A 25651-nucleotide genomic window follows, 5' to 3' on the forward strand; every position below is an offset into this window, starting at 1 on the left:
CCTGCAACCGGCCGGCCGAACTCGCCGTCACCCTCGCGGGACTGGCCGCGCAATCCGGGCCGGCCTTCGCCGTCGTGGTCAGTGACCAGTCAGCGGGCCAGCCCGCCTGGGAGCACCCCGCCGCTGCGGCCATGGTGCGCGTCCTGGAAGCCCAGGGCCGTCCCGTCACGCTGCTGCGGCACCTGCCACGGCGCGGGCTGGCCGAACACCGCCAGTTCCTGCTGGAGCAGTCCACGGCGGCCCAATGCCTCTTCCTGGACGACGACGTCTGGCTGGAGCCGGGAGCGCTGGAGCGGCTGAGCGGGGCGCTGGACCGGCTGCAATGTGGTTTTGTCGGCATGGCCCCGCAGGGGTTGTCCTTTCTGGGCGACCGGCGGCCGGAACAGACCGCCCCCTTCGAGGCCTGGCAGGGCCCGGTGGTCCCTGAGCGCATCCGGCCCGGTGAGCCGGGTTTTGAGCGGTGGCCGCTGCACAGCGCAGCCAACCTCAGCCACGTCAGCGCCGATTTGTCGCTCCAGCCGGGCGAATGGGTGCCCTACCACGTGGCGTGGCTGGGCGGCTGCGTCCTGTACCGCAGGGAGGCGCTGAACGACGCCGGTGGCTTCCGTTTCTGGACCAGCCTTCCGGCAGACCACGCCGGCGAGGACGTCGTGGCGCAGTGGCAGGTGATGGAACGGTACGGCGGGGCGGGCATCCTGCCCGCCGGGGCGGTCCACCTGGAGGCACCCACCACCGTGACGGACCGGCGGGTGGAGGCGTACGACGTGGTCCTGGACAAGGACCGTGTCTGACCGGGCCGACCTATAAGGCGGTGGCAGGAAGGCGCTGGTGCCCGCCTCCCGGCGCCGCCCCGGCCCGTGGATACGCGACGAACGCGAAGCGCTGCGAATCCGGGGACCAGCTGTTGACGTTGAGGGTGCCCTGGCCGCCCAAAACCGGCCACGTGTGCAGCGGTGTGGCCCAGTCGCCGGTGGAAACAAGGACGACGTCGACCGGCAGATCGGCGGGGTGGCCCTGCGTCCCGGTGGGGAAGCGGATGAAGCTGGCCAGCCGGCCGTCGGGGGAGAGGTGCGGAAACCAGTCGACCGTTCCGCTCTGCGCCAGCCGTTCGAAGCCGCTGCCGTCATGGCGGACACGGGCCAGTTGGGCATGGCCGGGGGCGGTGGTGAAGGACTCCGTGTTGAGGTACAGCCAGCCGCCGTCCGGCGAATACTCGGGCCCGTCGCAATGGCCGGGGCCAACGTCCACGCTCTCTGCCGGGCCGCCGCCGGATGGCATGGTCCGGAGCCGGCCCGGCAGTCCGAAGTCGCCGCCCTCGATGTCCACATACGCCAGCCGCCGGCCGTCGGGGCTGACGCCGTGGAGGAAATGGAACGAGCCGTCGTCGTCCGTGATCCGGGTCGCCTGGCCTCCCAGGAGGGGTGCCCGGTAGATGTGGCCGTCCTCCCCGGACAGGCAGACGGTGCTCCCGTCCGGGGCCAGGACGTGGTCATTGTTGAGCGCGGGGACCCCGGTGAGCGGAATTTCCTTGAGTGCACCGCTGGCCAGTTCCAGCCGCCACAGCCTGCCGTTCCCATTCAGGATCAGCGCCCGGCCGTCAAGCGTCCAGTTGGGTGCCTCAAGGAGCATATTCCCGGTGGCGTATGCCATCTCCTGATCGCCAGTGACGGAGGCAACCCGGATTTCGCAGTGCTGGCCGGGCTGCAGGCTGCGCATCGAGGATTCAGTCCTTGCTGCTGAAGGCGGCGTCGAAGCTGGTTTGGGAGGCGGGGAAGTCGTACTTCTTGAGGTTGGCGAGGGCTTCGGGGGCGCCGTGGAGGCGGTCCATGCCGGCGTCTTCCCACTCGATGCTGATGGGGCCGTCGTAGCCGATGGCGGCGAGGGCCCGGAAGGAGGCTTCCCAGGGGACGTCGCCGCGGCCGGCGGAGACGAAGTCCCAGCCGCGGCGCGGATCGCCCCACGCCAGGTGGGAACCCAGGACGGTGTTGCGTCCGGTCTGGCGGACCTTGGTGTCCTTGCAGTCCACGTGGTAGATCCGGTCTTTGAAGTCCCAGATGAAGGAGACGGGGTCGATGCCCTGCCACATCATGTGCGAGGGGTCCCAGTTCAGGCCGAACGCTTCGCGGTGGCCGATCGCTTCGAGGGTGCGGACGGTGGTCCAGTAGTCGTAGGCGATTTCGGAGGGGTGGACTTCGTGGGCGAAGCGGACGCCGCATTCGTCGCAGACGTCCAGGATGGGGTTCCAGCGGTCGGCGAAGTCCTGGTAGCCGGCGTCGATGACTTTGTCCGGGACAGGCGGGAACATGGCCACGTATTGCCAGATTGAGGAGCCGGTGAACCCGACGACGGTGTCCACGCCGAGTGCCTTGGCGAGCCGGGCGGTGTGTTTGAGTTCCTCGGCGGCGCGGGTGCGGACGCCTTCGGGGTCACCGTCGCCCCAGACCTTGGACCCGACAATGGCCTGGTGCCTGAAGTCGATGGGGTCATCGCACACGGCCTGGCCCTTGAGGTGGTTGGAGATGGCCCAGACCTTGAGGTTGTACTTGTCCAGGAGTTCGAGCTTGGACTCGACGTAGCCGGGTTCGTCCCAGCGCCAGGCGTCCAGGTGGTCGCCGGAGACGGCGATTTCCAGGCCGTCGTAGCCCCAACCGGAGGCCAGGCGCGCGACTTCCTCGAGGGGCAGGTCGGCCCACTGGCCGGTGAACAGGGTGAAGGGGCGGGGCATGGTCAGGCTCCTTGGCTTAGTGGCGGACGACGGTGAGGGTGCTCTTGTTGGCGGCGGATTCCTCCACCGCGTTCAGGACGTACTGGACGTTCAGTCCCTCTTCGAACGACGGCGAGGGCCGGCTTCCGTCCTTGATGGCCAGCAGGAAGTCGCGGACCTGGTGCGTGAAGGTGTGTTCCCAGCCGATGATGTGGCCCTGCGGCCACCAGGCCTCCAGATAGGGGTGGTCGGGTTCGTTGACCAGGATCCGGCGGAAGCCCTGCTCCCGGACCGGGACGGTGGCATCCAGGAAGCCGAGTTCGTTGAGGTTTTCCAGGTCGAACAGCAGGCTGCCCTTGTCCCCGTACACCTCGATCTGCAGGCTGTTCTTCCGGCCGGTGGCCACCCGGGACACCTCGACGGAGGCGACGGCTCCGGAGGCGAGGGTCAGCGTTGCCCAGGCGGCGTCGTCGACCGTCACCTCCTCGGTGCCGTTTTCCCCGGGGCGCTGCCCCACAAAGGTGTTGAGCCGGCCGGATACCTCGGTGACCTGGTCGCCCAGGAGGAACAGGACCTGGTCGATGGCATGGCTGGCGATGTCCCCGAGGGCGCCGGACCCGGCGGTTTCCTTCCGCAGCCGCCACGTCATGGGTGCCTGGGCGTCGGCGAGCCAGTCCTGCAGGTACGCTGCACGGACGTGCCGGACGGTGCCCAGCCGTCCCTCTGCGATGAGTTCCCGGGCCAGGGCCAGGGCGGGGACGCGGCGGTAGTTGAAGCCGATCATGGACTGGACGCCGTTGGCGCGGGCCTTCGCGGCCGCGGCCGTCATGAGTTCGGCTTCGGCGAGCGTGTTGGCCAGGGGTTTTTCGACCAGGACGTGCTTGCCCGCCTCCAGCGCCGCGATGGCGATCTCGGCATGCATCCAGCCCGGGGCGCAGATATCCACGACGTCGATGTCGTCGCGGGTGATGACGGTGCGCCAGTCCGTGGCCGATTCTGCCCAGCCGTACTTGGCTGCTGCCTCGGCCACGGCGCCGGCATCCCGGCCCACGAGGACCTTCTGTTCGAAGGCCGGGACGTCGAAGAAGCTGGCCACGTTCCGCCACGCATTCGAATGCGCCTTGCCCATGAAGGCGTAACCGATGGCGGTTACCCCCAACGGGCGGGAGGCCGGTGGTTCTGACGTGTGTGCGGGTGTGGTCATGATGCGTTCCTGCGTGCTTCCTGCTTGCTGGACGGTGCTGGATCTTGCTGGACGGTGCTGGATCTTGCCGGGGATGCTGGCTGCCGGGATGGCGGGTGCCGGGGTGGCGTCCGTGTCAGAGGGTGGCGGACTCCGGCGCCCAGTCCTCGGGGAGTGCGGCGGAGGCCGGGGCTGAGCTTTCGACGTTCACGAACGTGCCCGAATCGATGGATTCGGAGATGGACACCATGGTGTCCAGGACGTGGTACGCCAGTTCGCCGGTGGCCCGGTGGGCTGTCCCGGCCCGCAGGGAGCGGGCCATGTCCAGCACGCCCATGCCGCGGCCGTTGGCGGGCCCGGTGGCCGGGACGGTGGTCCAGTCCTCGTCGCCGGCGCGCCAGAGCTTGATGTCACCGGTGAAGTAGTTGGGGTCCGGCAACGACAGGGTGGCTTCGGTTCCGGTGATTTCCACGAAGCCCATCCGGGTGCGGGGGGACTCGAAGGAGAAGACGCTGTGCGAGGAGGCCCCGGATTCGAACTGGGCCATGGCCGAGACGTGGGTGGGCACCTCGACGGTGAATTCCTCGCCGGCCTTGGGCCCGGAACCGATCACCCGCACGTCCTTGGCCTTGGACCCGACGGCGGCCACCTTGCGGATGGAACCGAACGCCTGGACCAGGGTGGTGAGGTAGTACGGACCCATGTCGAACAGCGGGCCCGCGCCATGCTGGAAGAGGAAGGCCGGGTTGGGGTGCCAGGATTCCGGGCCGGGGGTCTGGAACGTGGTCATCGCGGTCAGCGGGGTGCCGATGTCGCCCCGCTGGATCAGGCGGAGGGCGGTCTGGATGCCGGCGCCCAGGAAGGTGTCCGGGGCGCAGCCCAGGCGGATGCCGGCGGCGTCAGCGGTTTTGAGCAGGCCCAGCCCGGATTCCCGGTCCAGGCTGAACGGCTTTTCGGTCCAGACGTGCTTGCCGGCGTTGACGGCGGCCGTGGCCACCTCAACGTGCGCTGCGGGGATGGTGAGGTTGACGATGATTTCGACGTCCGGGTGGTTCAGGGCCTTGTCCACGCCGCCCCACTCGGCGATGCCGTACTCCGTGGCGCGTGCCTCGGCGGCTTCCTCGAACAGGTCGGCGATGACGTGGACCTTGACATCCGGGAAGGCCGTGAGGTTATCCAGGTACTGCTTGCTGATCACGCCGGCGCCGATGACGCCGACGCCTACCGGGCCGCTGCGGACCGGCTTGGCTGCTGGGGTGCTCATGCCTGGGCTCCTTCTGCTCCAGTGGTGCTGTTGCTGTTCAGGAAGGCCAGGGACTGGGCAATGCCCTCGAAGATGTCACCGGCGTAGTCGTCGAACTCCACCACGCCCACCTCCAGGGACTTGGCGGCTGCGATGACGTCCAGGACCGGGACCTTGCCCTGGCCCGCGGGCTGCTGGGCCTTGTTGTCCTTGTTGAGGGGGCCGTCCTTGATGTGGATGAACTTCACCCGGTCACCGAGCCGGCCCAGGAGCTCCACGGGGTCCTGGCCGCCCACTGCGGCCCAGTAGGTGTCCACTTCCAGGACCAGTTCCGGATCCAGCAGCGACGCGAAGTACTCAAGGGCGGTCCGGCCCTCGATGGTGGACTCCAGTTCCCACGCATGGTTGTGGTAACCCACGCGGATGCCGTACTCCGCACCCTTCCTGGCGGCAGCATTCAGCTTCCCTGCGGTGGCCTGGATGTCTTCCGCTTTCTGCCAGTGCTCGGCGGGCAGGAACGGGTCGATTACCGTGCTGATGCCCAGTTCCCTCGCCGCCGCGAAGATTTCGTCCTGGTCCTGGCTCATCAGGGGTGCGTGGCCGGACGGCGCGGTGAGCCCGTTTTCCTTCAGGGCAGCGCCCAGTTCGTTGGCCGTGGCCACGAAGTTGTACGGCTCGACCTGCGTGAAGCCGATCTCCGCCACCCGCTTGATGGTCCCCGGAAGATCTTCCGACATGGCGTTGCGGAGGGTGTAAAGCTGCAGTGAGTACGACATGGATTTCCTTTGGTGGTTCTGGTGGTCGTGGAGGTCGGGGTCAGCGGCCGGCGAGCGAGCCGCCGATGCCGCCAACGCTGAAGTACTTGTTCAGGGTGGCGAAGACGATAACGGGCGGAAGCATCATGACCACGGCCAGGGCCATGACGGATGTCCAGTCAGTTGCATTCTGCTGGAAGAAGGACTGCACGCCCATGGGGAGCGTGAAGATTTCGTTGGAGCGGAGGAACACGATGGCTACGAGGTAGTCGTTCCAGGCGAGGAGGAAGGCGAAGATGGCGGTGGAAAGGACGCCGGGAAGGGAGTTCCGCAGCACCACTTTGGTGAAGGACCCGAAGACGGAGCAGCCGTCGATCCAGGATGCTTCCTCCAGGCTGATGGGGATGGAGTCGAAGTAGGCGGCCATCATCCAGGTGGCCACGGTCATGGTGGAACCCACGTAGATGATGGTCAGGCCCAGGAGGTTGTCCACCAGACCCATGCCGGCGAACAGGATGAACAGCGGCACCACGGAGGTGATGATGGGGAGGGACTGCATCACGAACAGGAGCAGGGAGTACCCGGAGACTGCCTTGCTGCGGCCCCGGGAAAGGACATAGCCGGCCGGGGCCGCGACGGCCACAGAGACCACCACGGTGGACAGGGTGGTGACCAGGCTGTTCTTGAGCCAGGTGGCTGCCAGGGTCTTGGAGAAGACGTTGCCGAGGTTTTCGAAAGTCAGCCCGGTGGCGGTGCTGTTGGGTCCGGGGGTGAAGGCCAGCAGCACGGTAACCATGATGGGAACCAGCACGATCCCGGTGATGATCAGGATTGCTGCGAAGCGCCACCAGCGGCCGCGCTGGCCGGCTTCGGAGAGGACCCTGCGCCGTTTGGCGGCGTCGATGCCGAGTGCGGGGCCGGATTCGGGATGGGCGTGAAGGACTGCGCTCATTATTCGACGCTCGACTTTCGGATCTGGCGGTACAGGATGACGGAGATGACCACCAGGGTCATGGTCATGAGGAAGGCGATGGCGACGCCGGGTCCGGTGGCGAAGTCCTGGAACACGGTCCGGTAGGCCAGGACCACCAGGGAGGTGGTGGCGTTGACCGGGCCGCCGCCGGTGAGGAGGTAAATGGTGGGGAAGTCGTTGACGCAGAAGATGGTCATCAGGATCCAGCTGATGTACGTGGAGCGGGCGATCAGCGGCAGGGTGATCTGGGTGAACTGCTGCCAGCGGCTTGCCCCGTCCATGCTGGCTGCCTCGTAGACGGTGGTGTCAACGGAGGCCAGGGCGGCGGAGATCATCATCATCATGAAGGGGAAGCTGACCCAGACCTTGAACACCATGACGGTGACGGAGGCCAGGGTGGGATCCGCCAGGAAGAGCGGGGTGCCCATGCCCAGATTCCGGAACAGCGCCGGGATCAGGCTGTCCGGGGTGGCCACCAGCCAGTTCCACGCGGTGGAGGACACCACGATGGGCACCACCCAGGGCAGGAGCAGCAGGACCTTGAACGTGTTTCTTCCCGGGATCCTGGTGCGCAGGAGCAGGGCCAGGCCGAGGCCAACGAGCCAGGAACCGAAGACGCCCACGATGGTGAACCACAGCGTGAACTGGGCCGCCTTCCAGAACGCGGGCGACGTCAGGACGGTGGCGAAATTCTGGCCGCCCACGAAGTTTCCGGTCTGGAGCAGGTTTCCGTCGTGTGTGGCCTGGATGGCGGCGTAGATGAGCGGGTAGCCGTGGATCAGGACAAGGAGGACCACGGAGGGGAGCAGGAGCCAGAAGAACGTCCTGGTGGCCTGGGCCGAGAGTTTGCTCTTGCGCTTGCCGGGGGCGGCCCCGGACCCGCCGAGGGCAAGCCCGCGGCGGGCCCGGGCAAAGCCGGACTGGGTGGTGGTGCTGGACATGACCGGGTCCGTTCTACTTCTTCAGGACGGACTCGAGGCCGGACTGGAAGGTCTTCAGGGCCGTCTTGGCGTCGGCCTTCCCGGTGATGATCGTCTGGCTGAACTGGTTCAGGGCCTGGCCGCCGTCCAGCGCGGCGAGGTTGGCATTCAGCGTGCTGCCCTGGGCGGCGAAGGTCTTGGCGATGGGCTGCCAGTCCTTGACGATCTTGACGTTGTTGGGATCGTTGGCGAATTCGGGGATCTCGGTGATCGACTTGAAGACCGGCAGGGCGGACATCAGCTTCTTCTGCCACAGCTGCTTGAGCTGGCCCAGGTAGTACACCAGGAACTCTTCGGACGCGTCCTGGGACGGGGTGTTGGTGTACATCATGATGTTGTTCGGGAAGACGATGGTGGCCTTGTCCCCGTGCGGGCCCTTGATGGGGTCAGCCACCAGCAGGTCGCCGGAGGTGTCGCCCACGCGCTGCGGGACGTTCACCTGGAACAGGCCGTAGCCCGCCTTCCCGTCCTTCCACTGGGCGGACATGTTGTCCGTGGTGTAGCTGACCGCGGCCGGGTCGACGATGCCGTTGGACACCAGCTCCAGCACGAACTCCATGGCCTCGACGTTGCGGTCATTCATCAGGTCCAGCTCGCCGTCCTTGTTCCAGACACCGCCGCCGTTGTTGACCATCATCATGATCATGGAGTGGTTGGCATAGTTGTTGCCCGCGCCCGCGCCGGTGGTGAAGCCGAACGCACCCACCTTCTTCAGCGCCTTGCCGGCTTCCAGCAGCGACGGCCAGTCCGTTGGCAGCGCGACGTTGGCCTTTTCGAACAGCGACTTGCGGTACCAGAAGACGCGCATGTCCAGCTGCCAGGGGACGGCCACATAGCCCTTGTCCGACTTGAACGGATCCAGCACGCCGGGCAGGAAGTCGTCGAACTGGCCATTGGCCTTCAGCTTCTCGATTACCTTGTCCGCATAAGCAATCTGGCCCTGCTGCTCGAACTGGAACGCCTGGAAACCGCCGCCGGTGGAGACCGCGGGTCCTGTCTTTGACGCGATGGCGGAGGAGAAGGTCTGGTAGAAGTTGTTCCACTGGATGATCTGGTAGGACGCTTTGGCGCCGTTGGCCCCCGAGAATCCTTCCGCGATGCCCTTCGCGGCATCGTTGTAGGCGGGGGTTGCCCAGGGCATGTCCCAGAACTTGACGGTGCCGCCTGCACCGCCGCCGCCTCCCTGGGTTGCCGAACCGCCACCGCAGGCAGCCAGGAGCGGGGCTGCTGCGGCGGCAGCCGTCAGGCCGAGGAAACCGCGCCGGGAGAAGGAGCGGCGCTGTTCGGAAGTTGCGTTCATGATGTGTCCTTTCGGGACCGGCGGGCGCGGCGCGCCGTAGATGCGGTCCTGCTCATCGTTGAGAGTGGAGGTGGGACTGTGTGTGCGTTGGACTGCTTGGCTGTTGGACTGCTTGTGTGGTTGCGTATCGGTGGACTGGTTACGTGGCAGCGAGGGTTGCGTAGAGGTCGGCCAGCCGGGCGAACCCGGCCAGGTCGTCCGGCAGGGTGCCGGCGCCAAGATGGTCCTTCAGGCGCCGCCACGCTGACCGGTGGGCGGATTCGTAAAGCGTGGGGAGCATAAGTTCGCCGTGGGCCCCGGTGACCCGGACTGTCGCAGGCCAGGCGGCGTCCGGATCGGGCACCTGGACGGCCACCCCGCCGTCGGCGGTGTAGAGCCGGATGTCGACGCCGGCCGGCCGGGCAGCGGTGAACACGCCCTGGGCGGTGAACGGGGCGCCGTTGGCCAGCCTGCCGCAGACCGTGTACCCGGTGGTGTCGCTGCGGATGACGCGCACGCCATCCAGCTGCCCGCTGACTGCCAGCAGGGCGGCGAGGTGTGCAGCCAGGAGCTCCTTGGATTCCGTGCCCGGTGCCGAAGCCGCAACACTGTCCAGCAGTGCGGCGGTGCCCAGGGCACTGCGCACCGCACCGCGGGCGTCCGGCTGGCCGCTTCCGGCCACCAGCGCAGGATTCGAGGCCCAGCGGAGGTCAAGGACGACGGCGGTTCCAGCGGCATGCGCCGCAGCGGCCAGTTCCGTGGTGTCCTCGGGAACCGGGTTGACCACCACGACACCCCGCGTCCCGGCCGCGACAGCGGCGGCCGCCTCAGTCGTCCAGCCCGCACCGCCGGCCAGCACCAGCACGTCGGCCGTGCCTGCCTGGTCTTCCCCGGCCGGCTGGAACGTTGCGGGCAGCGAAGCCAGGGTCTGCGTGACCGCCCCGGCCTCCACTGCGGCCGGGGTTGCCGACACCGTGTACTGGCCGCTCATGCGGAGACTCCTGCTTTGTCGGCGGCTGCATGCCCTGCCGCGGCGGCCGCCACCGTGGCCCCGGCGATGTCGAGGGCGAAGGTCAGGTCATCGATGAGGGCCTGGGCGGACGGAGCCTGCCTGGTTCCGCGGGCCAACGCGGCAAGTTCGCGCCATTCGCCTTCGTAGCCGTTGTGTCCGTAGGGGCCGAAGCTGTTGGTTTCGCTGCCGCGGGAGAAGGTGGCGACGGCGGATCCGGCCTGGACGTAGGACGGGGTGAAGTCGATCCGGAGCGCCTCATCGTCGGCGATCGCCTCGAAGGTCCATTCAGGCTTCCACGTGCTGCCCATGACGGCGCGCAGTTCGATGGACCGCGTGGGGGTGCGCAGCGATACGGCGTAGCCGAACGGACGGACGTGGAATACCTGCAGCACTTCGACGTCGGCGAAGTCGGGGGTGAACCGGCGGACCAGCGGCAGGTCGTGGATGGCCAGCCCCATGATCCCGCCCTGGAGTGCGCCCTTGATGACCTCGACGTCCCCGTAATCCGGGTTGCCGGAAGCAGGCCGGGTCACGATCTCGGTAGCGAAGTCCTCGAAGCGCGCATTGGGCGGCAGGACTATGGAGGAGCGGATCGTATGCACCCGGGCCGGGAGGTCGTCCCAATGCTGTTCCCCGGCGAGCCAGCCGGGGTCGAAGGTGTGCATCGCCCCGACCACGATCGGTACCCCGGTTTCGGTGCTGACGGCCGAGATGCGTTCGGCTTCGGCTGCGTTCATGGCAAAGGGCTTTTCGCAGAGCACCGCTTTCTTGCCCGCCCTGCAGGCTGCGATGACCTGCTCTGCGTGGAACTGGTGCGGGCTGCAGATCGCCACGATGTCCACGCCGGTGTCACCCAGCAGGTGGTCAACGCTGGTGCTGGCGGTTGCGCCAACCCGCGCCGCCACGGAGGAGGCAACTGCGGGATCCACATCCATGATGTGCCGAACTTCCAGGATGTCCCGGAGCCGGGCCAGTGCGGGGAGGTGGATGGCCTGGGTGACAGGTCCGGCGCCGAGGATGCCGACGCCGAGGGGCCGGTCTGGTGGCGCTGCATGGTGGGACAAGTTCAATTACCTCTTTGTAAGCGGACTCAAGGGGACCAGGGATAACTGCCGGTGATGGGAGACATCGGGCGAACCGATGTGCCCTGAGTCACAACCTAGAACCACTTTTGACGCGCGTCAAGCAAAAGTTGTTTGTTGCGCGTCATTCTTCTGCCATCGTGACAGCCATAAGTAAGAGTGTTATGACTGAGGCATGACTTCTACAGGCTCGGGGAAACAGCCCGGAAAAGATTCCGACGCCGGCAGCCTGTCCCGTGCCGGAGACCTGTTCCAGCTCCTCCGGGACGGCAAAGCCCGGACCCGTGCCGAACTCGCGCTGAGCACCGGCCTCGCCCGTTCAACCGTCGCCTCCCGCATCGACGCGCTGATGCTGTCCGGACTGGTGGGTCCGGCAGGTGAGGCGCTCTCGAGCGGCGGCAGGCCGCCGTCGCGCTTTGCCTTCAACCCGGCCGCCCGGCTGGTGCTGGCTGTGGACGTGGGGGCCACCCACGTAATCGTGGCGGTCACTGACCTGGGTGGGAAGATCCTGGCCGAGCACCGGCTGGAGCAGCAGGTGGCCGACGGGCCGGAAGCGGTGCTGGACCAGGTGGTGGCACAGGGCAGGGAACTGCTGGTAGCGGCCGGACGGAGCGTCGCGGAACTCGCGGGAATCGGGATCGGGCTGCCCGGGCCCGTGGAACACGACAGCGGGAAGCCGGTGAAGCCGCCCATCATGCCGGGCTGGGACGGCTTCGACGTGGTCAGCTACGTCCAGCGCTCACTGCCCGTGCATGTGCTGGTGGATAACGACGTGAACATCATGGCGCTGGGCGAGCAGTCGGCCCACTGGCCCGAGCACAACAACTTCTTCTTCGTGAAAGTGGCAACCGGCATCGGCTCCGGGATCATCAGCAACGGCGAACTGCAGCGCGGCGCCAACGGCACCGCCGGGGACCTGGGCCACGTCCAGGTGGCGCGCGGCGCGGAGGTCCTGTGCGCCTGCGGAAACTATGGGTGCCTGGAGGCGCTGGCGTCGGGACCCGCCGTCGTGCGTTCCCTGAAGGGCCAGGGACTGGAGGTGGCAAAGGCCGCTGACGTTCTCCGGCTGGCGGCCGACGGCAACCTGCAGGCCATCCAGGCGCTGCGCCAGGCGGGCCGGGACATCGGCGAGGTGCTGGCGACGGTGGTCAACCTGCTCAACCCGTCCGTGATCGTGGTGGGCGGCAGCGTGGGTGAGACCGGGGAGCACCTGGTGGCAGGCATCCGTGAGGTGGTGTACCGGCGCTCTCCGCCGCTGGCCACCTCGCACCTGCGCATCAACGTTTCCCGGGCCGGCGGCCATGCGGGCGTCCTGGGCGCAAGCCAGCTGGTCACCCAGTATGTCCTCTCCCCGGCCGTCATCGAGGCCACGCTGGCCGGGGCGATCGCCGGGTAACGCCGCGGACTCTGCGTCCCCGGCGTTACCCGGCGGACTGCCCTAGGCTTCCTCTTCCGCGTCCGGCGCCTCGGTCAGGACCAGCGCGGTCCCCCCGTACGCGGGAAGCTCCAGGAAGAAGCTGTGCAGGTCGTCCACCTGGCCCACGGTTTCCCCGCTGAACAGGTCCTGGACATTGGCGCCGGACGGCAGTTCGTTGGACTGGATGCTGCCGGCGATGTCCTGCCCGGAGAAATTGAGCGCCGTAACCTGCAGGGTGCCGTCCTTCAGCCGGTTGACCAGCACCAGCGCGCTGCGGTTGGAGACGTCCGGCACGTCGAGCAGGGTGCCGGTGGCGATTCCGTTGTCCTCACGCACGGCAAGGATCCGCTGCAGGCGCCGGGCGAACGAGTCTTCGTCCTTCAGCTGGTCCGGCAACGAGCCGTAGAGGCTCCGGGCCCGCGGCATCCCGGCGGAGGACGTGGTGGCGTCAGGGCTGGTTCCCATGAGGTCGTGCGCGCCGCGGTTGATCCAGCGCGTATCGCCCTGCGAGGTCAGCTCCCGGACGCTGCTGCGGTCCAGGGCCATGATGCCCGTGAGGTCCCAGCCGGACAGGGCGAAGACGCCGGGCTGCAGGGCGTTGTACATGGCCAGCAGCAGGTGGACGTCCCGGATCTGGGCTTCCTGCTCCGGGGTGACCGAGGCGGGGTCCTTTATCCCCAAGGCAGCCATGATGAAGCTCACCGAGGTGCAGGCGATGCCGTTGGTGGTGAACACGGCGTTGTAAGGCCCGTTCTCTCCGGTCAGCCGGTCCCGCAGGGTCTGCTGGACCTGTTCGGCCAGCTGGGCTCCGGTCAATTCCTCGCCGTTGAGCTCGAACATTTCGTCCCGGTGGCCGGCGGCGAAGTGCAGCAGTTCGTAGGTGAGCTCGTCATGGTTCTGCAGTGCGTGCACCAGCGAGGCCTGGTCCACCCCGATTTCCAGGGACAGGCGGAGGGTGAGCCTCAGGAACTCGGTGTCCGACGTGACAAGGGCGTAATGGTACGCGGGCCGCGTGATGAAGTCGTAGGAGAGGTCCGGGCCGGACTCCGAGGTTGCCTTGATGTCGTCGATGGTCAGGTTCAGTTCCTGGAAGGAGAACCCGCCCACTTTGCGGATCATGGAGCCGATGAGCTGGTTGGCGGCCTCGGACAACGGGTGGCCCTCGGACCAGCCGGGCTGCTCTTCGGCGCTCTTTTCGACGCCCAGGAAGCCGTTGGCGTCCAGGCGCAGCGCCCCCGTGCCCAGGTCCACCAGCGAATGCAGGGCATCGCCCACCACCAGGCGCATCCCGGCGAAGGTGGGGTCCAGCCAGTTGATGGACGGCTGGCCCGCCTTGAAGTAGTGCAGGTAGACCCAGCGGCGGGTCTTGCCGGTGGTGTCCACGATGGGCCGGGTGGCGCTCCAGTTGGTCTCCTTCACGCCGGGCTCATAGAAGATAACGCGCTGCAGCCGGCCGATGATGTAGCCGGCCTTTTGCAGGGCCTGTTCGGAGTCGGGGCTGAGGTTGACCGAGTCGGCGCCCTCGGGGACGTCCGGAAGCAGGTGCCAGTCCTCCTCCGGGATGTCCACCATGTGGTAGATCCCGGGGTAGTCCCGGAAGTTCATTTCGGCCAGCCGGAAGTCCGCGCCCTTGCCGGTGTGGCCCGGGACGATGTCGTCGATGACGGTGCCTTCGTGCTCGGCGGCCACCTCGCACATCCGCCGGAACTCCTCTTCCGTCCCGAAGACCGGGTCGATGGCCATGCTGATGCGGTCGAAGTGCCCGTCCACGCTGGGTGTGTGGGACCAGCCGCTGATGCCGCCGGCGAGTTTCACCGGTCCCGTGTGGATGCCGCGGATGCCGATTTCGCGGAACGCCTTCCACATCTCCGGATCACCCAGCGCCGAAAGGAACGACTGGCCGGTCCGGGTGATGAAGGACAGCGGGTAGGCGGTGAACCAGACAGAGGCGCGTTCGACGGCGGCCCGCGGGTTGGGGTGCGCATAGGAGTTCTGCCACATGCTGGCCTGGCCGGACAGTTGGCGCGCCAGCGTGTTCGCATCCCCGAGCATCGCCTGGTTCCGCAGCCACTCCACGTACGCCGCGTTCCGGCCGTCGAATTCAAAGGAAGGCCTGGTGCCTACGAACTGGCGACGGCGCGCAATCGGCCGCAGGGCCTTGGGCCGCGCCGCGAAGAACTGTTCGTCGAAATTGACATCCAGCTCCGCTGACGGCTCGGTGCCGGCCTCCACTTCGCCATTACCGGCGGGTGCATCCGCTTCTGAAGTGCGCTCGCTGGTACCTGGTTCCCGCATAAGCTCCTCTTTCCATTGCTCGTTTCCGTGCTGGCATGGATGCTCCAAGACCCCTTGCTCAAGGACAGGTACCCAGGCGAACAAGGGACTATTCGCGTTCCCTCTCCCGATGCTACTGTGCAGCGGAGCCGGTGGCGGGGCCACCGGCGCGCCGCCTGCCCCTAACGCGGCCAATCCCCCTTGTTTGGCCACCGTCCACCCCCAACCGGCCATCCGGTCGTATTCTTAGAGCACAGGTTTTGCAGTGGGCCCGGAGCTCTAAGAAGCAAGGCTGGAACATGGCCGCTGATCCCATGGGGCAGGTTCGCTGGGGACCGCTTCCAGTTACCCCGGAGCCGGTTTTCGACAGCAAGGATGTCGAAAACTATCTCTGGGAAGTCACCCATGACCTGATGGTGGAAATCAACGGCGACCGGCGCGGCATCGGCTGGGCAGCCACCCTCTTCCGGCTGGGCAAAGGCCGCGCACTTGCGGCCAGTACCGAGCAGGCGCGCGAGGCGGACCGGGAGCAATGCTCGTTTTCGGACGGCCCGGTCATGGAGGCGGTCCGCAGCGGGGAGTTCGTCCTGGTGTCAGACCTCGGCATGGACCGCCGCTGGCCGGGTTACGCCAGTGCTGCCGCCGCCCACGGAGTCCAGTCCCTCCTCGCCGTCCCCATCCTTTCCGAAGGCGGCACCAGCGCAGCGATCAGCCTTTACGCGTCGGAGCCGCACACCTTCACCAGCGACGACCTGGTCAGCAGCCGGAATTACGCACGCGAGGTGGCCCGGGCGCTGCGGGTTGTGCTCCGCGTGGCCGGGCGGGCGGAGGCGACGGCGGGCCTCGCCGTCGTCCAAAGCTCCCTGGTCCTGGTGGACCTGGCCGTGCGCAGCCTCATGAACGAATACGGACTCACCCGGGAGGGCGCGCTGCGGTTCCTGCAGACGCAGGCGCTGCACCATGAACTGGACCTCCGGGACGCGGCCCTGAACGTCGTGGCCCCAGGCGGGCTGGACCGCGGGGCCGGGCAGCCTTCGGGGCTGCGGCAGGAAACGTACGACGGCGTGGCGGAGCTGCCGCGGCCGCCGGCGGCGGGGCGGGACTTTCCAACCGGGACGTCCCCCCGCAGGAATGCCCGGACGGGGAAGGAACCTCCGTCCGCCGCAGAAGGGAGGACGGCATGACCGTCGAGAAGCAGGAACTGCGTTCCGTTGCGGAAGGACCGGGCAGGCACCCCTGGCACCGGTTCGTTGCCCTCGGAGACTCCTACACCGAAGGGATTGGCGATCCCGAACCGCTCAGCCTGGGCGGATTCCGGGGCTGGGCCGACCGGGTTGCGGAGGAACTGGCGTCCAGCGATCCGGACTTCGCCTATGCAAATCTGGCCATCCGCGGCATGCTGCTGAAGCAGATCCTGGACAGGCAGCTGGCGCCGGCGCTGTCCCTGAAGCCGGACCTGGTGGCCGTGGCTGCCGGGGGCAACGACATTATCTTCAAACGGGGCGACCCCGACAAGCTGGCAGAAAAGCTCGACCAGGCCATCGGCACGCTGTCAGCCACGGGCGCCACCGTGCTCCTGTTCGCGGGACCGGACTGGGGCAACACGCCGGTCTTCGGCAAGATCCGCGGCCGGGTGGCCATCTACAACGAGCACCTGCACAGGATCGCGGTCCGGAACCATGCCATTATGGTGGACCTGTGGTGCCTGCCGGAGCTCCAGCATGCGCTGATGTGGGATCCGGACCGCCTGCACCTATCGCCGCTGGGCCACCACTCGGTGGCCGTGGCAACCCTCGACGCCCTGGGCGTGCCCCACGGACTCAAGCCGCTCCAGCCGCGTCCGCTTCCGGTCCATGGGTGGACCCAGGCCCGGGCCGAGGACCTGGTGTGGGCGCGGCAGTACTTTGTGCCCTGGGTGCTCAAGCGGCTGCGGCCCCACCAGGCTGACGACCTGCTGACGGCCAAGCGCCCGCTGCCCGGTCCGGTGTTCGGCCAGGGCCGTCCCGGCCCGTTTCCTCCCGGCCACCCGGCAGTCCAGGCCGCTTCGCCCGGCATGGCCGCCGGCTTCCGGCTGGGACCGGAAGAGGGGGCGGCCCCGGACAGGGTTGCCTGAGGCCGCTACCGCTTCCTGGGGGAACGCTTGCCCTCGGCCTTGGCTGCAGCTTTTGCTGCGGCCTTCGCCGCTGGTGGCAGCACGCCCGGCTCCGTTTCGGGTTCCGCCACGGTCCCGCGTGCCTTTGCTATGGCCTTCATGCCGTGGTAGATCACCAGGGCGGCGGCGGATCCCAGCGCGATCCCGGTGAACTTCAGGTCGCCGATAGTCCAGGTGTAGTCGGCGATGCCGATGATCAGGGCGACTGCGGCGGTGGTCAGGTTGACCGGGTTGGCGAAGTTCACCTTGTTCTGTACCCAGATCTTGACGCCCAGGATGCCGATCATGCCATACAGCATGGTGGCCGCGCCGCCCAGCACGCCTGCCGGGACGGTGGCGATCAGTTCGCCGAACTTGGGCGAGAAGCTGAGCAGGATGGCGAACATGCCCGCCACCCAGTAGGCCGCCGTCGAATACACCTTGGTGGCAGCCATGACGCCGATGTTTTCGGCGTATGTGGTGGTGCCGGACCCGCCGCCGAGGCCTGCCAGTACCGTGGCGGCACCGTCAGCCATCAGCGCGCGCCCGGAGACGCCGTCGAGGTTCTGCCCCGTCATGGCGGCGACGGACTTCACGTGGCCGATGTTTTCCGCCACCAGCACCAGGACCACCGGGACGAACAGGCCCAGGACGCCGATGTGGAACTCGGGCGTCTGGAAGTGCGGCAGGCCCACCCAGGCTGCGGCGTCCATCTTGTCGTACTTCACCTCGCCTCGGAGCATCGCCACCAGGTAGCCCACCACCACGCCCACCAGGATGCTGAGCCTGCCCAGGATCCCGCGGAACAGGACGCTGACCAGGATGATGGTGACCAGCGTGACCAGGGCCGTGATGGGCGCCGCATCGAAATTCTGCTTGGCGGCGGGGGCGAGGTTCAGGCCGATCAGCGCCACGATGGCGCCGGTGACGATCGGCGGCATGAGCCGGTTGATCCAGCCGGCGCCAAACTTCTGCACCACCGCACCCACCAGCGCCAGGGTGGCACCGGCCAGCACCACGCCGCCCAGGGCGCCGGGGATGCCGAACTGCGCCTGGGAGGCCGTGATGGGCGCGATGAAGGCGAAGCTTGAGCCAAGGTAGCTGGGCACCCGGCCCTTGGTGATCACCAGGAACAGCAGCGTGCCGATCCCCGAGAAAAACAGGGTGGTGGCCGGCGGCATCCCGGTGATGATGGGAACCAGGAACGTGGCGCCGAACATGGCCACCACGTGCTGCATTCCCACCCCGATCGTCAGGGGCCAGGCCAGGCGCTCATCCGGGGCCACCACCTGTCCGGGATTGATGGTCTTGCCGGTGCCGTGCAGCTTCCATTTGATTCCAAGCATGCTCATGGGAAGGAATGCCTTTCAGGGGGTGCCGCGAGGGGGCAAAGAATAACTCGGTCAAGAATACCGCCAAGTAATTCCCGGCCGCCTGCTGTGGCCAACGTCACCCGCCGTCATGGGAAGAGGGCCGAAGCAGTTGAAGTTGCAACTATGGAAAGCACAGAGGCCACCCCAGCTGGCGGGGAGGCGCAGCGAAAGGTAAGCCAATGACCATTGCCCATGAAGAAGCGGTTATCGATTCGGCAGCCGTGGACGCCATCTTCGCCCAGGCCCGCACCGCCAACTCGTTCACCGGCGAGGTGACCGACGAGCAGGCCCGGGCCATCTACGAGCTCACCAAGTTCGGCCCCACGGCCTTCAACTCCCAGCCGCTGCGCGTGACCTATGTCCGGTCGCCCGAAGCCCGCGCCACCCTGGTGGACGCGCTGTCCCGCGGCAACCAGGCCAAGACTGCCTCCGCCCCGCTCGTGGCCATCCTCAGCTACGACACCGACTGGGCCGGCAAGTGGGACGAGTTCCTGCCCGGCTACAACGCCCCCAAGGCGATGTACGACGCCGACCTGGAGCTTGCCGCGGCCACGGGAAACAACAATGCCCACCTGCAGGCGGGCTACTTCATCCTGGCCGTCCGCTCGCTCGGCTTCGCCGCCGGCCCGATGACCGGTGCCGACTTCGCCGCCATCGACGCCGCCTTCTTCCCGGCCGGCGACCAGAAGAGCTTCCTGGTGGTCAACATCGGCCAGCCCGGTGCCGACGCCTGGGGCGACGCCAAGCCCAAGTTTTCCTATGACGAGGCCGTCCGCACCGTCTAACCCTCCCCGGGCGCGCCATCACTTCCTGCCCCCTTTTTCCCAACGCCCCATCACCTTTAACCCCCTTTTCCCCAACGCGCCATCACCTACTGATGGCGCGTTGGGTTTTTAGGGGCGGGAGGTGATGGGGCGTTGGGTTTTTAAGGGCGGGAGGTGATGGGGCGTCTGACGGGCGGGTGGAAGACTGGGGGCATGCCGATGCGGAACCTCATCTTTGTGGCCTTCGTGGAGCCGGTGGCTGAGGGCCAGGTTTTCCCACGGACGGACTGGCCGCTGCACATCACCCTGGTGAGGTTCGACGTGAGGTTCGACGCCGGCAATGCGGCGGGTGCGGACGTCGCCGAACGCCTCGCAGGGCTCGCCGACGTCCCGGTTGCCGCAGCGTTGGGCACCCCGCTGACGGTGGGGGCGGACGCCGGGTTCGGCCGCGACGGAAGCGTGCCGGTCAATCTCGTGGCCCCAAACCGGGCCCTGCAGCAGCTGCATGAACAGCTGGTGCACCTGGTGCCGGAGGTCGGCGGCAGGATCCTCACCCCGCGCCACACCCTCGCAGGCTACCGGCCGCACATCTCACACCACGGCAGCAAACGCCTCCACCGGGGCGACGCCGTCGTGCTCGACCGCGTCGCCCTGGTGGACATGGCCCCCGGCGGGGACCACGCCATCAGGCAGGTCCTCCGGCTGTGGAGCCTTGACGCCGGCGGCTAGGCGATGACGCTGTCCACCAGCGCCTTGGCCTCGGCCTGCACCTGCTTGAGGTGCTCCTCGCCCTTGAAGGACTCGGCGTAGATCTTGTACACGTCCTCGGTGCCGGAGGGCCGGGCCGCGAACCAGGCGTTCTCCGTGACCACCTTGAGGCCACCGATGGCTGCGCCGTTGCCCGGAGCCTCCGTGAGCTTGGCGGTGATTTCTTCCCCTGCCAGCTGCGTGGCGGTGACGTCACTGGCGGAGAGCTTGCCCAGCTTGGCCTTCTGCTCGCGGGTGGCCGCGGCATCAATCCGGGCGTAGACGGGCGCGCCGAACTGGTCCGTCAGCCCCTTGTACAGCTGCGACGGGGACTTGCCGGTGACCGCGGTGATTTCGGAGGCCAGGAGGGCCAGCAGGATGCCGTCCTTGTCCGTGGTCCAGACGCTGCCGTCCAGCTTATTGAAGGAGGCGCCTGCGGATTCCTCGCCACCGAAGGCACCCTCGCCTGAGAGCAGGCCCGGCACGAACCACTTGAAGCCCACGGGAACCTCTACGAGTTTGCGGCCCAGGCTTTCGGCCACCCGGTCGATGATGGAGGAAGACACCAAGGTCTTGCCGACCACGGAGGCCGGGTTCCAGCCGCTGCGGTTGCGGTAGAGGTAGTCGATGGCCACGGCCAGGTAGTGGTTGGGGTTCATCAGGCCGCCGTCAGGGGTGACGATGCCGTGCCGGTCGGCGTCGGCGTCGTTGCCGGTGGCGATATCAAAGGCCGCCTGGCCGGAGGCGGCGGCGTCCGACATCCGTTGGATCAGCGAGGCCATGGCCGACGGCGAGGAGCAGTCCATCCGGATCTTCTCGTCCCAGTCCAGGGTCATGAAGGCCCACTGCGGGTCCACGGTGGGGTTCACCACGGTGAGGTTGAGGTGGTGGCGCTCGGCAATCTCGCCCCAGTAGTCCACGGACGCGCCACCCATGGGGTCCGCGCCGATCCGGACGCCGGCGTCGCGGATGGCGTCCAGGTTCAGGACGGACGGAAGGTCGTCCACGTAGCTGCTGAGGAAGTCGAATTTGCCGGTGGTGTCAGCGGCCTGGGCGTCTGCGAGCGGAATCCGCTTTACGCCGCGCAGGCCGTTCTCGAGCAGTTCATTCGCCCGGTTGGCGATCCACCCGGTGGCGTCGGAGTCGGCAGGGCCGCCGTGCGGAGGGTTGTACTTGAAGCCGCCGTCCGCGGGCGGGTTGTGGCTCGGCGTCACGACGATGCCGTCTGCCTGCGGGGCCCCCGGCGCAGCCTTCCGGTTATAGGTGAGGATGGCGTGGCTCAGGGCCGGGGTGGGGGTGTAGCCGTGGCGGGCATCCACCAGCACCTGGACGCCGTTGGCGGCGAGCACCTCCAGGGCGGAGTTCTGGGCGGGCTCGCTCAGCGCGTGCGTGTCCTTCGCCAGGAACAGCGGGCCGGTGACGCCCTGCGCGGCCCGGTACTCCACGATGGCCTGGGTGATGGCCACGATGTGCTGCTCGTTGAACGAGGACTTGAGGCTGGACCCCCGGTGCCCCGAGGTCCCGAACACCACGCGCTGGCCCGGATCACTGAGGTCCGGTGCGATGTCGTAGTACGCGTCAAGGAGCGCAGTGATGTCAACAAGGTCCTGGGGTTGGGCAACTGTGCCCGCGCGGCTAGCCATGGCTCCAGCATGCCAGAACCTGGCACGAGTCAAAACGACCCGCCCGAAATGCGGCCCCTGTGACCTGCCGTGACGGCGCCAACCAAGTAGTCCACCTGAGTACACGGTCAGGAAAGTACCTATATACCGGGCCTTCGGCGCCCTGCTAATTTCAAGGAAATTCCACGAAATGACCGAAAGGAACGGACGACGGCGGCCCGCCGCCGTCGTCCTGTCCGGCAAGGAAACGGGGACGTCCAATGGGGGCAGGAGACGGGGCAGCGGAGCAGTCCAGGCTGGCGGCCGAGCGTGTGGCCCGGCTCAAGCGCCGGCTGGACGAGGCCGAGCGCTGCACGAAGGCATGGGACGCGGGCTCGGTGGGGGAGCGGGTGGTGGCAGACAAGCTCAGTGAACTGGTACCGCGCGGCTGGTATGTACTCCACGACGTGCACTGGCCGGGCCGGCCCAAGGCGAACCTCGACCACGTCCTGGTGGGACCCGGCGGGGTAGTGGTGGTGGATTCGAAAAACTGGACCGGTGAAGTGCGGGTAGCCTCCGGTGTCCTGTGGCAGGGCCGTTATGCGCGGACCCAGGCGGTGGAAGGTGCGCTGGCCCAGTGCGCCGCCGTGGCCTCGGTGCTGCCGCCCCCGCATCGCAGATTGGTGCGTCCCCTCATCTGCATGGCGGCCCAGCCGGACCTCTTCGGCGTGACGGCGTCGGACGTTGCCGTGGCCGGTTCGCAGCGCGTGGTGGACGCGATTGCAGCGTTGCCCGCTGTGCTCGACCAGCAAGCCGTGGTGGGACTCTACGAACAATTGGGCCAGCTGCTGACCCATGAGCAGGAACCGGGCATCACGGCCCTGAGGAATGTGCGGCCCGGAACTGTGGTGCGGCCGGCCGGAGCGCTGCCGCCGGCCGGTCCCGCTGTGGCGCCGGACGTGGAACTTCCGCACGGGCAGTCCCCGCACGGTGGACTCCGCCCTTCCCAGGGAGCGGGCCGAAGCCACAGCAGGGCAAGGCACCCCGCGGGACGCGGGCTTCCTCCGAAAGGAAACCAGGCGGGACGGGATGCTGAAAAACAGGCGGCCCAGCACCCGGCCAAGCAGGCAGGACACCGCGCAGCGAAGCCGGCGGGACAGCATACGGCGGACCATGCTGGCCGGGGCCGGCACGGCCGGAACAGCAAGGCGCAGCAGCCCGCGGGAACCAGCGGCGCGAAGCTCGCCCTGCTGGCAGCCTTCGTCATTTTCGCCGTGTATATCCTGCCCTACTTGGGCCGCTAGGGCCGTCGGCATCCACCGCCCGCAGCCGTTTGCGCGCGGCGCTGCGGACGGCGGCGGTAAGGCGGTTGAGCCGTTCCGAATCCAGGGTCCAGGCCTGCCAGTAGAGGGCAACGTCCTCGTGGCCGTCCTCGTCCAGCCGCACCAGGGAGCCCAGCTCCAGCTCATCCGCCAGCTGGAGTTCCGGGATCATTCCCCAGCCCAGGCCGGCCTTGATGGCCGCGAGGAACCCCTGGGAAGAGGGGATGGTGTGGGTTGGTGGTTGCCGGGAGACCTCCTTGTGGGTGAGCAGCTGCTGCTGGAGAGTGTCTTTGCTGTTGAATTTCAGGACCGGCATGGCCGCCCAGTCGAGACGTCCGGAGCCCCAAAAGCGGTGGCGCAGGCCGGGTGCGGCCACCGGGATGTACCGCATCAAGCCCAGCGGTTCCACCCGGCATCCGCTGACCGGCACGGGATCCGAGGTCACGGCCCCCATCACCTCGCCCTCACGGAGAAGCTGGCTGCTGAACCCCTGGTCCTCCAGGTGCAGGTTGAGGGCAGAGTCCTCCCACCCGGCGGCATCGCCAAGCACCGGCAGGAACCAGGTGGCCAGCGAATCCGCGTTGACTGCCACGGGCAGGTGCGCCCTGGCGGCCGGCCCCGTGCCCAGTGCCGCCGACGTCTCCGCTTCCAGCACCTGCACCTGGCGGGCCATCCGCAGCAGCAGCGCCCCGGCGTCGGTAGTGGCGCACGGCACCCGGCGGCGGACCAGGACCTGGCCCACGGAGGTTTCCAGTGCCTTGATCCGCTGGCTCACCGCGGATGGTGTGATCCGGAGCAGGTCGGCCGCCGCCTCGAATGTTCCCTCATCGATGACTGCCGCGAGGGCCCTTAAGTGTTCCAAATTCATGAAGCTATTCTAATGATCCTCAAGAATCGGTTATTTGCCTGCATTTGCGGGTGACCGTACCGTCGAGGGCATGTGGACTGCGGGAATTACAGGACTGCTGACCGGGCTGGCACTGATCGTGGCAATCGGCGCTCAGAACGCGTTTGTGCTGCGCCAGGGCGTCCGGAAGGAACACGTCGGCGCGGTGGTGGCCGTATGCATGGCTGGCGACGCCGTGCTGATCCTGGGCGGAACGGCAGGAATCGGCGCAGTGGTGACCCGCTTTCCCGAGGCGTTGGAGGTCCTTCGCTGGGCCGGTGCTGCCTACCTGCTCTGGTTCGCAGCGCGCTCCTTCATGGCAGCCCTGAGGCCTTCTTCGCTGGCGGAGCAGGAGCCCAGGTCGAAGAACTCGGTGATCGCCACGACGGCCGCGCTGACCTTCCTCAACCCGCATGTCTACCTGGATACGGTGGTGTTGCTGGGCAGCCTCGCCAACCAGCAGGGCGCCGGCCTGCGGTGGGTCTTCGCCGGCGGAGCCGTGACGGGGAGCGTCCTGTGGTTCTCCGCCCTGGGGTACGGGGCCAGGGGGCTGGCTGGTGTGCTCCGCAGCCCCCGGACCTGGCGATGGATAGACGCCGGCATCGGCTTCCTCATGGTCTTCCTGGCCATCCGCATGGTCCTGCACTGAAGTAGGCTGTAGCCAGAATTCGCAGGGGAGAAACCATGAGCAACCAGCCATCCCAGGGGCCCGACCGCCAGAACGGCGATTCACCCTGGCCCAGCTACCAGCCGCCGCAGTCCGGGCAGCCGCCCTACGGCCAGGGCCCCTACGGCCAGGCCCCCTACGGCCAGGCTCCGTACAACCAGGTCCAGTACGGCGACTCCCAGTACGGCAACTCCCAGTACGGCCAGCCGCAATACTTCGGTCAGCAGTCCTACTACGGCAGGCCTGTTGAGCCCAAGACCCTCAGCATCGCCAGCATGGTCTGCGGTATCGCCTCGGTCATCATGGGGTGGCTCATGCTGCCCCAAATCGCTGCCATTGCCACCGGCCACCTGGCCCTGCGCCGGGAACCGTCCGGCAGGGGGATGTCCATCACGGGCCTGGTGCTGGGCTACCTTTGCCTGCTGGGGTACGGCGCCATCTGGCTGCTGCTCATTATCGGCCTGGCCGTCGCGGGCAGTGCCGGGTCCAACAGCGGGACCTTCTAGCCGCACCTTGGAGTCCACGGCGGCCTGCTGCTAGCGGAGCAGTTCCACGTCCGAGACCAGCTCGATGTGGGCCAGCATGGCGTTGGCGGCGGCCCGCGGATCCTGCGCCCTGATGGCATCGGTGATTTTCCGGTGGGACGCCAGTGACTGCTCGGGCCGCCCGGGCTGGCCCAGGGACTCCATCCGCGTCTCCAGGATCATCTCCGCGATAAAGGCCATCAGTTGCGCGAGGACCGAGGAATGCGCCGCGGCGGTGATGGCCTGGTGGAACAGTTCGTCGCCATGCGTGCCGCGGTCGCCGTCGTTGATTTCCTGCGCCATGACGTCCAGCGCATTGTCGATGGCGGCGAGGTCCTCCTCCGTCCGCCGCTCGGCCGCCAGTGCCGCCAACTTCACTTCGAGCGTGCTGCGTGCCTCCACGATTTCCGGCAGCCGGCTCTGGTGTTCGCGCAGGCCCTTGATCACTGAGGCCACGCTTGGACGGCGGGCCAGGACAGCCCCGGTTCCATGCTGCACGTCAATGACCCCCAGTACTTCCAAGGCCACCAGGGCCTGGGCGAGGGTAGCGCGGGAAACTCCCAGCCGCTCGGCAAGGTCGCGCTCCGCGGGCAGGAGGTCGCCGGGACGCAGCTGGGCCGACTCGATGTAGGCGAGGATCTGCTCCACCAGCTGTTCGTAGAGCCGTGGCCGCGTGACGCGTTCCAGGCCCATCCGTGCAGTCTTCTCCACAAAGCCCTCCCTTGGGGTTATCC

The 25651-nt window shown here is 67.6% G+C and carries 24 protein-coding genes; 9 read left to right on the forward strand and 15 right to left on the reverse strand.

Translation table 11 applies throughout. The features are described from left to right. Positions 1-791, forward strand: a 791-nt coding sequence (locus PUN71_RS09635; RefSeq protein WP_277798215.1) for a glycosyltransferase, incomplete at its 5' end; no start/stop codon positions are given. A 10-nt stretch (positions 792-801) separates the two neighbouring features. Here the strand turns inward: PUN71_RS09635 and PUN71_RS09640 are convergent. The 10 genes from PUN71_RS09640 to PUN71_RS09685 form a co-directional block, all read right to left on the reverse strand. Then, complete coding sequence (locus tag PUN71_RS09640) at positions 802-1716, reverse strand: TolB family protein (protein ID WP_277798216.1); 915 nt, start codon at positions 1714-1716, stop codon at positions 802-804. Positions 1717-1723: 7 nt separating this feature from the next. Then, positions 1724-2725 (reverse strand): sugar phosphate isomerase/epimerase family protein, encoded by a 1002-nt coding sequence (locus PUN71_RS09645; protein ID WP_277798217.1) that lies wholly within the window; start codon positions 2723-2725, stop codon positions 1724-1726. Positions 2726-2741: 16 nt separating this feature from the next. Then, a complete protein-coding gene (locus PUN71_RS09650) occupies positions 2742-3908 on the reverse strand; it encodes a Gfo/Idh/MocA family protein (protein ID WP_277798218.1) in 1167 nt (388 codons plus the stop codon). A gap of 115 nt (positions 3909-4023) precedes the next feature. Then, entirely contained in the window at positions 4024-5151 is a 1128-nt protein-coding gene (locus PUN71_RS09655) for a Gfo/Idh/MocA family protein (RefSeq protein ID WP_277798219.1), read from the reverse strand. After that, positions 5148-5906 carry a sugar phosphate isomerase/epimerase family protein gene (locus PUN71_RS09660; protein ID WP_277798220.1) on the reverse strand — a complete coding sequence of 253 codons (759 nt, stop codon included), beginning with the start codon at positions 5904-5906 and terminating at the stop codon, positions 5148-5150. The genes PUN71_RS09655 and PUN71_RS09660 overlap by 4 nt, the downstream gene beginning before the upstream one ends. Positions 5907-5946: 40 nt before the next feature. Beyond that, positions 5947-6837: a carbohydrate ABC transporter permease gene (locus tag PUN71_RS09665; RefSeq protein ID WP_043450184.1), complete on the reverse strand. Its 891-nt coding sequence runs from the start codon at positions 6835-6837 to the stop codon at positions 5947-5949. Beyond that, positions 6837-7799, reverse strand: coding sequence for a carbohydrate ABC transporter permease (locus PUN71_RS09670; protein ID WP_277798221.1), 963 nt, complete (start codon positions 7797-7799; stop codon positions 6837-6839). Before PUN71_RS09670 ends, PUN71_RS09665 begins: the two co-directional genes overlap by 1 nt. Positions 7800-7812: 13 nt before the next feature. Further along, positions 7813-9138, reverse strand: a complete 1326-nt coding sequence (locus PUN71_RS09675) for an ABC transporter substrate-binding protein (RefSeq protein WP_277798222.1) — start codon at positions 9136-9138, stop codon at positions 7813-7815. Positions 9139-9277: 139 nt separating this feature from the next. Then, positions 9278-10108: a hypothetical protein gene (locus PUN71_RS09680; protein WP_277798223.1), complete on the reverse strand. Its 831-nt coding sequence runs from the start codon at positions 10106-10108 to the stop codon at positions 9278-9280. Beyond that, positions 10105-11193: a Gfo/Idh/MocA family protein gene (locus tag PUN71_RS09685; protein WP_277798224.1), complete on the reverse strand. Its 1089-nt coding sequence runs from the start codon at positions 11191-11193 to the stop codon at positions 10105-10107. The genes PUN71_RS09680 and PUN71_RS09685 overlap by 4 nt, the downstream gene beginning before the upstream one ends. Before the next feature lie 193 nt (positions 11194-11386). Here PUN71_RS09685 and PUN71_RS09690 point away from each other — a divergent pair, with 193 nt between their 5' ends. Beyond that, complete coding sequence (locus tag PUN71_RS09690; protein ID WP_277798225.1) at positions 11387-12607, forward strand: ROK family transcriptional regulator; 1221 nt, start codon at positions 11387-11389, stop codon at positions 12605-12607. 42 nt (positions 12608-12649) lie between these two features. Here the strand turns inward: PUN71_RS09690 and treS are convergent, their stop codons facing one another. Further along, positions 12650-14923, reverse strand: a complete 2274-nt coding sequence (gene treS, locus PUN71_RS09695) for a maltose alpha-D-glucosyltransferase (protein WP_277798226.1) — start codon at positions 14921-14923, stop codon at positions 12650-12652. 278 nt (positions 14924-15201) lie between these two features. On the opposite strand from treS, the gene PUN71_RS09700 reads away from it, so the two are divergent. Then, the gene (locus tag PUN71_RS09700; protein WP_277798227.1) at positions 15202-16086 is read left to right on the forward strand and encodes a GAF domain-containing protein; all 885 of its coding nucleotides are present in this window, start codon (positions 15202-15204) and stop codon (positions 16084-16086) included. Beyond that, complete coding sequence (locus PUN71_RS09705) at positions 16083-17015, forward strand: SGNH/GDSL hydrolase family protein (protein WP_277798228.1); 933 nt, start codon at positions 16083-16085, stop codon at positions 17013-17015. The genes PUN71_RS09700 and PUN71_RS09705 overlap by 4 nt, the downstream gene beginning before the upstream one ends. A gap of 5 nt (positions 17016-17020) precedes the next feature. On the opposite strand, the gene PUN71_RS09710 is transcribed toward PUN71_RS09705, so the two are convergent. Continuing rightward, a complete protein-coding gene (locus PUN71_RS09710) occupies positions 17021-18385 on the reverse strand; it encodes a uracil-xanthine permease family protein (RefSeq protein WP_043450168.1) in 1365 nt (454 codons plus the stop codon). Between the two features lie 200 nt (positions 18386-18585). Here PUN71_RS09710 and PUN71_RS09715 point away from each other — a divergent pair, with 200 nt between their 5' ends. Both PUN71_RS09715 and PUN71_RS09720 read left to right on the forward strand, forming a co-directional pair. Continuing rightward, entirely contained in the window at positions 18586-19191 is a 606-nt protein-coding gene (locus PUN71_RS09715; RefSeq protein ID WP_277798229.1) for a malonic semialdehyde reductase, read from the forward strand. Between the two features lie 198 nt (positions 19192-19389). Beyond that, positions 19390-19899: a 2'-5' RNA ligase family protein gene (locus PUN71_RS09720; protein WP_277798338.1), complete on the forward strand. Its 510-nt coding sequence runs from the start codon at positions 19390-19392 to the stop codon at positions 19897-19899. Here the strand turns inward: PUN71_RS09720 and pgm are convergent. Beyond that, positions 19896-21560, reverse strand: a complete 1665-nt coding sequence (gene pgm, locus PUN71_RS09725) for a phosphoglucomutase (alpha-D-glucose-1,6-bisphosphate-dependent) (protein WP_277798230.1) — start codon at positions 21558-21560, stop codon at positions 19896-19898. The genes PUN71_RS09720 and pgm overlap by 4 nt on opposite strands. 239 nt (positions 21561-21799) lie before the next feature. On the opposite strand from pgm, the gene PUN71_RS09730 reads away from it, so the two are divergent. Next, positions 21800-22822 carry a nuclease-related domain-containing protein gene (locus PUN71_RS09730; RefSeq protein ID WP_277798231.1) on the forward strand — a complete coding sequence of 341 codons (1023 nt, stop codon included), beginning with the start codon at positions 21800-21802 and terminating at the stop codon, positions 22820-22822. On the opposite strand, the gene PUN71_RS09735 is transcribed toward PUN71_RS09730, so the two are convergent. Then, positions 22782-23708: a LysR family transcriptional regulator ArgP gene (locus PUN71_RS09735; protein ID WP_277798232.1), complete on the reverse strand. Its 927-nt coding sequence runs from the start codon at positions 23706-23708 to the stop codon at positions 22782-22784. The genes PUN71_RS09730 and PUN71_RS09735 overlap by 41 nt on opposite strands. A gap of 70 nt (positions 23709-23778) precedes the next feature. On the opposite strand from PUN71_RS09735, the gene PUN71_RS09740 reads away from it, so the two are divergent. Then, positions 23779-24375: a LysE/ArgO family amino acid transporter gene (locus tag PUN71_RS09740; protein ID WP_277798339.1), complete on the forward strand. Its 597-nt coding sequence runs from the start codon at positions 23779-23781 to the stop codon at positions 24373-24375. Between the two features lie 35 nt (positions 24376-24410). After that, positions 24411-24899 carry a DUF4190 domain-containing protein gene (locus PUN71_RS09745; RefSeq protein WP_277798233.1) on the forward strand — a complete coding sequence of 163 codons (489 nt, stop codon included), beginning with the start codon at positions 24411-24413 and terminating at the stop codon, positions 24897-24899. A 30-nt stretch (positions 24900-24929) separates the two neighbouring features. Here PUN71_RS09745 and PUN71_RS09750 read toward each other — a convergent pair whose 3' ends face one another. Beyond that, entirely contained in the window at positions 24930-25628 is a 699-nt protein-coding gene (locus PUN71_RS09750) for a FadR/GntR family transcriptional regulator (RefSeq protein WP_277798234.1), read from the reverse strand. Between the last annotated feature and the right edge of the window lie 23 nt (positions 25629-25651).

Origin of the sequence: Arthrobacter sp. NQ7 (assembly GCF_029581595.2) — a bacterium.
Taxonomy (GTDB): Bacteria; Actinomycetota; Actinomycetes; order Actinomycetales; family Micrococcaceae; genus Arthrobacter; species Arthrobacter phenanthrenivorans_B.